The organism is Croceicoccus sp. YJ47 (assembly GCF_016745095.1).
In the GTDB taxonomy this organism is placed as follows: domain Bacteria; phylum Pseudomonadota; class Alphaproteobacteria; order Sphingomonadales; family Sphingomonadaceae; genus Croceicoccus.
This window is the reverse complement of sequence record NZ_CP067087.1, coordinates 1,277,169-1,288,509: the sequence shown is the minus strand read 5'-3', so window position 1 is coordinate 1,288,509 and position 11,341 is coordinate 1,277,169. Positions and strand designations below refer to the sequence as shown.

Annotated in this window: 10 protein-coding genes; 6 read left to right on the top strand and 4 right to left on the bottom strand. The window is 61.4% G+C overall.

Features of this window, described 5'->3' with window-relative positions; translation table 11 throughout:
* Positions 1–171 precede the first annotated feature (171 nt).
* Complete coding sequence (locus JD971_RS06310) at positions 172–951, top strand: enoyl-CoA hydratase-related protein (protein ID WP_202086733.1); 780 nt, start codon at positions 172–174, stop codon at positions 949–951.
* Positions 952–1,007: 56 nt separating this feature from the next.
* On the top strand, positions 1,008–2,093 hold the full coding sequence (locus tag JD971_RS06305) for an NADH:flavin oxidoreductase (protein WP_202086732.1): 1,086 nt from the start codon (positions 1,008–1,010) through the stop codon (positions 2,091–2,093).
* Between the two features lie 30 nt (positions 2,094–2,123).
* On the opposite strand, the gene JD971_RS06300 is transcribed toward JD971_RS06305, so the two are convergent.
* Complete coding sequence (locus JD971_RS06300; RefSeq protein ID WP_202086731.1) at positions 2,124–2,918, bottom strand: SDR family NAD(P)-dependent oxidoreductase; 795 nt, start codon at positions 2,916–2,918, stop codon at positions 2,124–2,126.
* A complete protein-coding gene (locus JD971_RS06295) occupies positions 2,915–4,015 on the bottom strand; it encodes an NAD(P)-dependent alcohol dehydrogenase (RefSeq protein WP_202086729.1) in 1,101 nt (366 codons plus the stop codon). The genes JD971_RS06300 and JD971_RS06295 overlap by 4 nt, the downstream gene beginning before the upstream one ends.
* A gap of 282 nt (positions 4,016–4,297) precedes the next feature.
* Here JD971_RS06295 and JD971_RS06290 point away from each other — a divergent pair, with 282 nt between their 5' ends.
* The 3 genes from JD971_RS06290 to JD971_RS06280 are packed head-to-tail and all read left to right on the top strand — an operon-like array spanning position 4,298 to position 7,996.
* A complete protein-coding gene (locus JD971_RS06290; RefSeq protein ID WP_202086728.1) occupies positions 4,298–5,908 on the top strand; it encodes a TonB-dependent receptor in 1,611 nt (536 codons plus the stop codon).
* The gene (locus JD971_RS06285) at positions 5,905–6,579 is read left to right on the top strand and encodes a TonB-dependent receptor domain-containing protein (RefSeq protein WP_236672312.1); all 675 of its coding nucleotides are present in this window, start codon (positions 5,905–5,907) and stop codon (positions 6,577–6,579) included. Before JD971_RS06290 ends, JD971_RS06285 begins: the two co-directional genes overlap by 4 nt.
* Before the next feature lie 10 nt (positions 6,580–6,589).
* Positions 6,590–7,996, top strand: coding sequence for an aldehyde dehydrogenase family protein (locus tag JD971_RS06280; RefSeq protein WP_202086727.1), 1,407 nt, complete (start codon positions 6,590–6,592; stop codon positions 7,994–7,996).
* Positions 7,997–8,019: 23 nt separating this feature from the next.
* Here JD971_RS06280 and JD971_RS06275 read toward each other — a convergent pair whose 3' ends face one another.
* Entirely contained in the window at positions 8,020–9,042 is a 1,023-nt protein-coding gene (locus JD971_RS06275; RefSeq protein WP_202086726.1) for a DUF2889 domain-containing protein, read from the bottom strand.
* A gap of 86 nt (positions 9,043–9,128) precedes the next feature.
* On the bottom strand, positions 9,129–9,911 hold the full coding sequence (locus JD971_RS06270; RefSeq protein WP_202086725.1) for a tyrosine-protein phosphatase: 783 nt from the start codon (positions 9,909–9,911) through the stop codon (positions 9,129–9,131).
* Positions 9,912–10,141: 230 nt separating this feature from the next.
* On the opposite strand from JD971_RS06270, the gene JD971_RS06265 reads away from it, so the two are divergent.
* Complete coding sequence (locus tag JD971_RS06265) at positions 10,142–11,308, top strand: acyl-CoA dehydrogenase family protein (RefSeq protein ID WP_202086724.1); 1,167 nt, start codon at positions 10,142–10,144, stop codon at positions 11,306–11,308.
* Positions 11,309–11,341 lie beyond the last annotated feature (33 nt).

Below are 11,341 nucleotides of genomic sequence, written 5' to 3'. Positions count from 1 at the left end.
GCAGAATATCGACCTCGTGCAACGGGACCGACGCCATTGCGGCCCATCATGATCGCATCCGCCGGGTCGCGTTTCGGACATTTGCCTTGCTCCTGCTCCTGCTTTAGGTATGCAGATATATGATAATCATGCGTACGGCTAGGCCATTCGGCGCGGGAAGGGGATAAGTGTATGGAGTTCGTGGAGGTTCGGCGCGACGGGCCGGTGACTTTCGTCACTTTGAGCCGTCCCGATGTGATGAATGCGATCAACCCTGCCATGCATCAGGAACTGGAACGCGCGTTCACTCAATTCGCCGATGATGACAGCCAGTGGATCTGCGTCGTGAGGGGGAAGGGCGACACGGCATTCTGTGCGGGTTCGGACCTGAAGGCGGCCTCACGCGACGGCCTGCCGCCATCTTATCCCGAACATGGTTATGCCGGTCTGATCCAGCGTTTCGATTGTCCGAAACCATTCATTGCGGCGGTCAATGGGATCGCGCTGGGAGGCGGTTTCGAGATCGCGCTTGCATGCGATTTGGTCGTTGCGGCCGACCACGCGTCGTTCGGGCTTCCCGAGCCGCTGGTCGGCGCGGTCGCATTGGGCGGGGGCCTGCACCGGCTCGCCCGGCAGATGCCGTTGAAGCTGGCGATGGGCACCATTCTCGCCAGTCGCCGGCTGACAGCTGCCGAGGCGTCGCGCATGGGGCTTGTCAATGAGGTGGTTGCGCTCGACGCCTTGGACGAAGCGGTGAAGCGCTGGTGCGACGACATACTAAAAGCGTCGCCCGTGGCGGTGCGCACGTCGAAGGCGCTGATTGCGCGAGGACTGGCCGAACCGGACATAGAGGCTGCGTTGATAGCGCAGCCGGATTATCCCGAATTCCGCGCCTGGCGTGCGAGCGAGGATATCAAGGAAGGCCCCCTGGCCTTTGCCGAAAAACGCGCGCCCGTATGGAAAGGGCGCTAGATTCCGGTGGTGCCAGATCGTCTGCCGCCCCCATTTCCAGCTTGTCGGAGAATCATGTGACAGCCAATCTTTCCGAACCGCTTCGCTTGCCGCGCGGGCCGAACTGGAAAAACCGTATCGCGCTCGCGCCGCTGACCAATTGGCAAAGCCATGCCGACGGCACGCTGGGCGAGGACGAATATCGCTTCCTCACCAGCCGGGCCGAGGGCGGCTTTGGAATGGTCATGACCTGCGGGGCCTCTCCGATGAAGAACGGCGTGGCCTTTCCGGGGCAGCTTGCCGTCTATGCCGACGACCATATTCCCGGGCTCCGGCGGCTCGCCGATGGTCTGCGAGAGCGGGGCGCTGCGTCCTGCGTACAGATTCATCACGCCGGATCGCGCGCCAATCCCGAGATTTCCGGCGAGCAGGCGGTGGCGCCCTTCGCGAACGAGAAATATAACGTCCGCGCCCTGACCACCGACGAGGTCAGGGAAATGGTCGATGCCTTCATTGCCGCCGCGGTGCGTTGCGATAAGGCGGGGATGGACGGCGTGTCGCTGCACGGGGCGCACGGCTACGTGCTCTGCCAGTTTCTCAGCCATTCCAGGAACCTGCGGGATGACCAGTACGGCGGCAGCTATGAAAACCGGACCCGCATCTATCACGAGATTATCGATGGGATCCGATCCGCGACAAGGCCGGATTTTCAGCTCGGCTGTCGCATTTCACCGGAAAAATACGATTATTCAACCGCCGAGGCATTCCGCTTTGCGCAGGAGCTTGTCGACGGGGGCAAGCTGGACTTTCTGGACCTGTCCTTGTGGGACAGTTTCAAATTGCCGGACGAGGAGGCCTATCATCCCAAACGGCTGGTGGATGTTTTCGGGGCGCTCGACCGGTCGAGCGGTACGCGGGTCGGCGTGGCCGGGCATATCTTCTCGACCGCAGATGCCGCCGACTGCCTGAACGCCGGTGCGGATTTCGTGTTTTTCGGGCGCGGCGCTATCCTGCACCAGGATCTTGCCGCCCGTGTCCTGGCAGAGCCGGACTTCGTCGCCTCCAAATTCCCCGTAACCCGCGCCTATCTCGCTGAACAAAGCGTGGGCGCGGAGTTTCGGCGTTATCTGGCAACCGGATGGCCGAACTACGTATCGGATTGATGTCCGATTGACGCGCAGGGCACTGCTGCATCAGCCCAGGAGAGCGGCGGGCGGCGCAATCGCATCCGCGTTGATCGCCGACAGCCCCCCATCGACCACCAGCAGGTGACCGCTTACCTTGCGCGCGCCGGCAGACGCCAGGAAAAGCGCCGGTGCGACCATGTCGTCCGGCATGGTCCATCCCTTGATCGGCGCGATATCGCCATAGAATTCGAAGAGCGCCTCATTGTCCGGAAGAAAATCGGTGGTCATGCGCGTCAACACCGGGCCGGGCAGTATGCCATTGACCCTGATGCCCTGAGGCCCGAGTTCGCAGGCAAGCGTCTTGATCATATGATTGAGCGCTGCCTTGGACGAGCCGTAGAGGCCGCCGGACGGCGTCCCTCCAAGACCGCGGATGGAGGAAACGACGATGATATTGGCCCCGTCCCGGCCTGTCATGCCGGGCGCAAGCCGCTGCACCAGTCTCAGCGTTGCCGCGACATTGACCGTCATGGTTTTCAACCAGTCGTCCGGACGGGCGTCGAGCAGCGATTGCGGCACGGGCGAAAAGGCTGCGTTGCAGACCAGCACGTCGATATTGCCGCGTGCGAGCGCCTTTTCCGCCAGCGCCTCGATGTCTTGGGGATCGTTCAGATCGGTCGGGACGACATGGCCCGATCCGCCCCTTCGCACGACATCGGCGCAGGTTGTCTCAAGCTCATCCGACGAGCGTGCGGCGAGGATGATCTCCGCGCCTTCCGCCGCAAATCCCAGCGCAATTTCCCGGCCGATACCTCGGCCCGCACCGGTGACGAGAATCCGCCTTGCGTTCTCGCTGCTCACAGCGGGGGTTTCATCCGGATGATCGGCTTTATGGTCTTGCCCGACAGCGAATCTTCGAGAGCGGTATTGACCTGTTCGAGCGGATAGAAAGAGGAGATGCGGTCGAGCGGGAACTGTCCGTCCATGTACATGTCGACGAGCCTGGGGATGAATTGGGATGGCACGATGTCGCCATTCGTTACGCCGCGGATCACCTTGCCGCTGATCAACGGCAGCACGTTGAGGGTCACCTGCTGATGCTTGCTGGCACCGAGAAGAACCAGCGTGCCGCGCTGCCGCAGGGCATCGGTTGCCGCCGCGATCAGGGCAGGAACCCCGGAGGTGTCAACGCCAAAGTCGATCCCGCCCAGTGACTCCAGCGCTTCGCCAAGATCGACCCCGGACGTATCGATCGTATCGGTCGCACCCAGTTCGCGCGCGAGTTCCAGACGCGAAGCGACACGGTCGATGGCGACGATTCGCCCCGCACCGAGCGCCTTCGCAGCCATAAGTGCGCCCATGCCGACGGCGCCTGTCCCGAACACGGCAATCGTATGCGATTTGTCGGGGCGCAGCACGTTCATCACGGTACCCGCTCCCGTCGACAGGCCGCAACCCAGAGGGCCCAGCAATTCGAGCGGGGCATCCTCGCGCACCTTGATCGTGTTGCTGGCCCGCGCAATGCAATAGGTCGCCAGCGAGGATTGCGCGAAGAATACCGCGCCCAGCGCCTCCCCGTCGGCGTCGTGGATCGTGGGCGATCCGTCGGGGCGGCGGGTCGCGAAATTGCGCGCCATGTATTCGGCGCAATACGACGGATGACCGTGAGAGCATTCGTCGCAATGACCGCAGGTGTCGAATGTCATCACGACATGATCGCCCGGCGACAATCCCTCGACCCCTGCGCCGATCCTTTCGACGATCCCCGCCCCCTCGTGGCCGAGCACCATGGGCAAGGGTATCGGCATGATCTGTTCGATGATCGCATAATCGGTATGGCAAAGGCCGGTGGCCACCAGCCTCACCAGCACTTCGCCGGGCTGGGGATCGGCAAGATCGACATTCTCGACCGAAAAGATGCCGTCGATGTCGCGTGCGACTGCTGCCTGTATCTTCATTTGGATATTTCCTTAGACTGAAAAGAACCGAGAATCGAACACAGGGTCAGCAGCCGGCCTCGAGTTGGCATCGCCAGTCGCTTCGGGATCGGGCCAATGGAAACGGCCCGCTGGCCACGCCTTGCGATCCGGTTTCAGTTTCTCTCTCCCGACTTTCCCACGACAGCGCCCAAATTAATGCTGTGGTGTACTATTCTTTAGTTGACAATAACCCATCTTCATTAGATTTCAAGACGAATAGGCCGGCGCAAAGCAGGCCTGAAAAATGGGAGAGGAGAGATCGTGAGGACCACTGTAAGCACGGGTGCTATGATGATGGCGCTTTTGGCGGGGGCAAATCCCGCACTGGCCCAGGATTCCGTCGTCGAAGACGAAGCGCGAGGGCAAGAGATCATCGTGACCGCGCAAAAGCGCGCACAAAGCATTCAGGATGTGCCGATCGCGATCAGTGCGATCACGTCCGAATCGCTGGGTCAGACAGGGATTCAGTCCACGAACGACCTCGTGGTTGCGGTTTCCGGCCTGAATGTCACGCGCACGACAGAGGCGGTGAACTTCACATTGCGCGGCATCGGGACGCAGGGCGGGTCGACCGGGCAGGACAGCGCCATCGCGACCTTCATCGACGGTGTCTACCTGCCGTCCATGGCGGGATCGAATTTCGCGCTGGCCAATATCGAGCGGGTCGAGGTTCTGAAAGGTCCGCAAGGTACGCTATACGGCCGCAATGCCACGGGCGGCGCGGTGAATGTCGTGACGAAGGAGCCGAGCTTCGATCCCCTTCTGCGGGCATCGGTCGGTTATGGAAACTACAAGACGATGGAGGGATCGCTCTATGTCTCCGGCGGCATTACCGACACGATAGCGATCGATCTTGCAGCCTATCTGCGGGATCAGGGCGAGGGTTTCGGCGAGAACCGCATCATCAATCGCGATGTCAACGCCAGCAACGACCTGATCGTGCGCAGCAAGCTGATCTTCCTTCCGAGCAGCGCGACCAAGATCACCATCGCTGCGGACTGGGCGCGGGCGGATGGTTCGCTGGCGCTTGCGTACCGCCCGGCTCCGACGTCGCAATTGCTGAACGGCACAGGGTATGCCGAATATCTGGCAGCCGGGAACGGTTATTACGATTCGATCAGCGAATTCGAACCCTTTTTCAAGACCGAATCATACGGCGCCTACTTCCGTATCGATCAGGACATCGGCGACTTCACGATCTCGAACCTCGCGGCCTATCGCGGCAGCGATGGGTATCAGAGAGTCGAGGTCGATGGGACTCCGCTCAAGATCGTCGACGCCCCGTTGTTCAATCAGGAAGACCAGTTCACCAACGAACTGCAGCTTTCCTATGCCAGGGACGGCCTCGATGCGATCGTCGGTCTCTACTACCTCGACGGGAAGAGCCAGTATAACCCGTTCCAGATCGCGGGACTCGCGATCGAGGGGCAGACGGGCGGTCTTGCCAATCGCCTCGTGATCAACTCGGCGCAGAAAACCCAGTCCTATGCGATTTTCGGGCAGGCCACCTGGGAATTCCTTAGCGATACGAATCTCACGCTTGGCGCGCGATACACGGTGGATGAGCGCACGCTCGACGCAGACCAGTTCTTCGACATCGGCGGGCAGGTGCCCACACCATACGGCGATCGTCTGATGCCGAACGGAACCCTGTTCCCACTGGGTTCGGTTGCGCAGGAAGAAAAGTTCAAGAAACCCAGCTGGCGCATCGCGCTGGACCACCAGTTTACGCCCGATTTCATGGGCTATGCCAGCTATAGCCGCGGCTTCAAGAGCGGCGTATTCAATCTCACGTCGCCGGCCGATCCGCACTTCCCGAAACGCTCGATGCCTATGAGCTGGGGATCAAGACATCGCCGGCGCTGGGCGTGACGTTCAACCTTGCGGGGTTCTACTACAAGTACGAGAATATTCAGGCGTTCCAGGTCAACGGTGCAAACACCACGCTCACCAACGCCGCTTCCGCCCAGATTTATGGCATCGAAGGTGATTTCCGCGCCGATCTGGGGGCGGGCTTTTCGATGACGGGCGGCGCCACCTATCTCGATCACGAATATGGCGACTTTCCGATCGCCACGATCAGCTTCCTGCAAAAACCGGACGGCGCGCCCGATTACCCGGGCTATGTTCCGGGGCTGGGCAATTACGTCTATCCCGACTGTTCCAATCCCGCCGATTCCGGGCAATTCTATTGTTCGGCAACGGGCAACAAGCTCGTGAATACGCCGGATTTCAGCGCCAATCTCGCCCTCTTGCACGAGTTCGGTCTGGGGAGCGGCGGACGTGTGAATTCCAGCATCGCCTACGCCTATAACGGCTCGTTCTACTGGGCGGTCGATAATCGCGTGAAGCAGGACGCGGTCAACATGGTGAACGGGCAGATTCAGTGGACGGCCCCCGATGACCATTTCTGGGTCCGGATCTGGGGCAAGAACCTCCTCGATGAAAAATACGCCGTCACATTCAATCAAAACGGGTCTGGCGACATCATGGCTCCGGCCCCTCCGCTGACCTTTGGCGGAACGATTGGCTTTGACCTTTAAGGAGAATTCCATGCGGTCCTTCAAACAGATTATCGGCGGATCACTCGTGGACGGCGTATCGACGATCGATGTGATCAACCCCGCGACGGAGCAGGTCGTTGCCGCCTGTCCGCGTGCCGACAAGGCGCAACTGGACGATGCGGTGGCAGCGGCAGTGGGGGCGTTTCCGGCGTGGAAGGCGACCCCGCTTGCCGAAAGGCGCGCCATGCTGGCCAAGGCGTGCCAGGCGATGCTGGAGCAGGCAGGCGATATTGCCCGCGTGCTCACATCAGAGCAGGGCAAGCCTCTTGCCGTTGCGCAGGAAGAGGTCATGGGGGCGGCCATGATCGGGCAGGCGCTCTCCTCCCTGAGCCTCGACGACAGGACGGTGGGAGAGGATGAAGGCGGCCAGTTCGTGGAGCAGCACTATCCCCTCGGTGCGGTGGCGATCATTACACCGTGGAATGTTCCGGTGGCGCTGATGATGCTCAAGGTGGTGCCGGCCATGCTGGCGGGCAACACCGTGGTCGCGAAACCGGCGCCGACGACGCCGCTGTCCTCGCTCATGGCGGGCGAGATCCTGAACCGCCATCTGCCCCCCGGCGTGTTCAATATCATCGTCGATCAGAACGATCTCGGCGGGGATCTCACCGCTCATCCCGACATTGCGAAGGTGTCGTTCACCGGTTCGACCGCGACGGGCAAGAAGGTCATGGAAGGTGCGTCGAGCCTGTTGAAGCGCATCACGCTGGAACTTGGCGGCAACGATGCTGCCATCGTGCTGGACGATGTCGATCCCAAGACGACTACCGCATCCCTGTTCGAAGGGGCGATGGCGAATTCGGGTCAGATCTGCCTCGCGATCAAGCGTGCCTATGTCCCCGATGTTCTTTACGACGATATCTGCACGGAGCTCGAGCTGTTGGCGGCGCAGGCGGTCGTCGACGATGGCATGAAACAGGGCACGCAATTCGGGCCGCTGCAGAATCGCATGCAACTCGACAAGGTCCGGGACATGGTGGCCGATGCGGTGGAACGCGGCGCGAAGATTTCGGGTGGCGAGCTGAAGGATGGTCCCGGCTATTTTATGCGTCCGGCCATCGTCCGCGATATTGACGACGATGCCCGGCTGGTCCGCGAAGAGCAGTTCGGACCGGTTCTGCCGGTGCTACGCTATTCCGATCTCGACGACGCCATCGAACGCGCCAACCGCTCCGATCAGGGGCTGGGCGGCACCGTCTGGGCTCGGGATGTCACACGGGCCAAGGCGGTGGCAGAACGGCTCGAAACGGGCATGGTATGGATCAACACGCACATGAATGTGAACCCGTTCGTATCCATGGGCGGCGCAAAGCAGTCCGGAATGGGGACGGAGCTGGGCCAGGCGGGGCTGGAAGAATATACGCAGCGCCGGCTTCTTTACGTGCCCGCGTCATGACATGAACCGGCCGCTGCAAATGATCAAGGCAGGCGGCGCGCCAAGGCCGGGACGTCCGCCAGTGACCGCATGACGTCGTTCAGATGCGTACAGCCCGCCGTGCCCTTCAAATGGGTCATGACGGATGTACGCAGCCTGGCGAGCTGCGTGCCCAGCAAGATATCCATGTTCACCGGCGCGGCGCGGCATGCCGCATAAGGCAAGGTGCCCGGCGTTACCGCAATCGAGCGGATAATGCCGTCGGCTTCGGCGACAACTCTCGTGCCATATTCGTGGATGCCCATCCTTTTTCCCGCATCAGGCGCGCTCGAACTGTCCTGGAAATGGCAGTCGACGATGAACGCGTCACCATCGCGCCAGATGTCGACGCGGCGCACGCGGCGAAAATGCATGCCCGTCGCCATGGGCAGTTCGTGCCAGCCGGCCCGGTCATCGGCATGGATCAGCGGGGGGAGCCGCACCACATTGGGAGATTGGCGACGCGCGCCGCCGGGCAGCAAGGCAGCGGAACCCGGGCGAAATCCGATGCACACACCTTCCATCTTGCGCCCCGGACCATCCGGGATGGACGACGGATCGGCCAGGCTTTTCCAGTAATTCGGCGTCCATTTGCTGACCAGTGAAGTCCCCGCCAGATCATCGACCAGAAGATGGCAAAGCGATCCGCGCCGTCGTTCGTCGGGAAAGAGCTGATCGAACGCCTTGCGCAACCCGCCACCCGCATCGATCCCGGCGAGCTGCGCGGTGTCGAGCGCGCAGTCCGACAGGCTTATTTCCGTGACTGTCCTTCCATCGAGAATGCTGCGCATGGCCGCATTGCCGAGTGGGACGAGCGAGAAATCGGCCAGGGTCAGTGCGTCGCGACCTTTCCCGATGACCAGCGAACCGCCATCGCGCCCCTCGGGCCAGACCACGTCCATGGATGTCGTCCGCCTGATCGAACCGGCGCGCCGCTCTGGCGTGGTGCCGACGGGATCGCGGATCGGCTCGTCGTACTCCGGTAGCGGATGGCCGGACAGGGACATGGTCGGAGGCGGATTGGTCATGGAGCGATGCCGTGCCCGCGCAATGCCGAAAGACGGCCTGATCGACACGGGCGGACAGGTCCGTGGTTGGGGCAGCTGTTGCGCAATTATCCCTCCACCAGCAGATGGTCGCGGATCGCGCCCAGCTGCTCAGCCGATAATCCGAGATAGTCGATCACGTAACCGCTTGCCGAACCATATTGCTTTTCCAGCGCGCCGAACATCGCGATCAAATAATACGGATCCGCCCGCAGCATTTGCGCGAAGACGTCATCGTCGAGCCCAGAGAATGGGTGGTCCGATCGCCTAGATCGAAAAATCCGCCAGGCATCGTCAAGGAATAGATCGGTCAGGACGTAATCTTCGATGACCGTTTGCCGGTCGATCCCCAGCACATCCAGCAGCAGCGCGGCGGCGACGCCGGTCCGGTCCTTGCCCGCAGCGCAATGGAACAGAAGCGGCCATTCCCCTTGCGCCAGCGCTTTGAAAAGCACCCGGTAAGAATCGCCCTGCTCTTCGGGCAGTTTCCGGTAGAATTCCGCAACGATTTCGCGCGTTTCGGGAGCCGTCAAGTCCGGCTCGACCAGCATGGTCTTCAGATTGACGCTGCTCTCCAGATGATCGCGCGCCAGCACGTTGTAACCGTGGTTTTCCGGAAAACGGCTTGGCGCGGCTTCCCGCTCCCCAGTCGAGCGAAGGTCGCAGACGGTCGCTAGCCCGAGGGATTGCATGATCGAAAGGCCATCGGGCACGATATCGGCAAGCGTGCCGGAACGGAAGACGCGCCCCCACGCCGTCATTTTGCCGTCGCGATTTCGGTACCCGCCGATGTCGCGGAAATTATGTGCGCCGTCGATCGCGACAAGGCGACCGGATGTGGATTGCGACATCGAGTTTTGCGCCCCGTTGCAGTGCCCCTGATCACGCGGATCATCCCTTATTGATACGCTAGATTACAATTATGCGCCATGCAAGGCCATCATGCCCGAAAATCCCATATGGCGCAGGCGGCGGCAGCTTTTTAGAAAATAAGTACGCTTGCGAACGAAAAATCTTGACGAGGCCCGAGCCGGTCGTTCAACCAGACGAGAAGACATAAGAGATGAGCAGAGGTGCTTGCATGGATATCCGGCTTTCAGAAGATCAGGAGGCGATCCGCGAAGGAGTTCGCCGTGTGGTGGACGGCTTTGATGACGAGTACTGGTCCCAAAAGGAGCAGGACAAGGAATTCCCGTTCGAATTCCACAAGGCGATGGCCGATGCCGGCTGGCTGGGAATTACGATGCCCGAACGGCTCGGCGGTGCAGGCCTCGGCGTGACCGAGGCGGCGCTCATGATGCATGAAGTCACGAAGGGCAAAGGGGGCTACTCGGCTGCGAGCACGTTGCACCTCAATCTTTTCGGCCCCCATGCCGTCGTTGTCCATGGCACGCCCGAGCAGCAGGAGCGGATGCTGAAGCCGCTGATCGCGGGTGAGGACAAGGCCTGTTTCGGGGTAACGGAGCCGGATGCCGGGCTGGATACCACCAGCATCAAGACGTTCGCCACGAAGGTAGACGGTGGATATCGCGTAACCGGGCGCAAGATCTGGACCTCGTCGGGCCAGGTCGCGAACAAGATCCTGTTGCTGACCCGCACGACTCCCAAGGAAGAATGCAAGCGTCCTACAGACGGCATGACGCTTTTCTATGCCGATCTCGACCACGAACAGATCGAGGTCAGGCGCATTCCCAAGATGGGCCGCAACGCGGTGGATTCCAACGCCACCTTCATCGACGATTACTTCATCCCCGAAGCCGACCGGATCGGCGAGGAAGGGGAGGGGTTCAAATATATCCTGAACAGTCTGAACCCCGAACGCATTCTGGTGGGTGTGGAAGCGGTGGGGCTGGGTTTCGGCGCGCTGGAGCGGGCGGCCGCCTATGCTGCGGAGCGCAAGGTATTCGGGCGCTACATCGGCCAGAATCAAGGCATTCAGCATCCCCTCGCCGAGAACTGGGCTTATCTGGAAAGCGCCTTCTGGATGATCATGCGGGCCGCCAATCTCTACGATAGTGGCCAGTCCTGCGGGGCCGAGGCCAATGCAGGCAAGTTTCTGGGGGCCCGTGCTGCGTTCGACGCATGCACGCGGGCGGTGATGACGCATGGGGGCATGGGCTATTCCACCGAGTACCAGGTCGAACGGCTGTTCCGGGAATCGATCCTGCTTCGTATCGCGCCGATCACCGAACAGCTCATCCTCAGCTTCATCGCCGAACGGAAGCTGGGCTTGCCCAAGTCCTATTGACGCGTGACCGGAATCCCTCGGGGGGGAGGGAGA

Coding starts and splice junctions, on each gene's coding strand:
- JD971_RS06295 (WP_202086729.1), bottom strand. CDS start 4,015: ATGAAGATACAGGCAGCAGTCGCACGCGACATCGACGGCATCTTTTCG.
- JD971_RS06275 (WP_202086726.1), bottom strand. CDS start 9,042: ATGACCAATCCGCCTCCGACCATGTCCCTGTCCGGCCATCCGCTACCG.
- JD971_RS06280 (WP_202086727.1), top strand. CDS start 6,590: ATGCGGTCCTTCAAACAGATTATCGGCGGATCACTCGTGGACGGCGTA.
- JD971_RS06270 (WP_202086725.1), bottom strand. CDS start 9,911: ATGTCGCAATCCACATCCGGTCGCCTTGTCGCGATCGACGGCGCACAT.
- JD971_RS06265 (WP_202086724.1), top strand. CDS start 10,142: ATGGATATCCGGCTTTCAGAAGATCAGGAGGCGATCCGCGAAGGAGTT.
- JD971_RS06310 (WP_202086733.1), top strand. CDS start 172: ATGGAGTTCGTGGAGGTTCGGCGCGACGGGCCGGTGACTTTCGTCACT.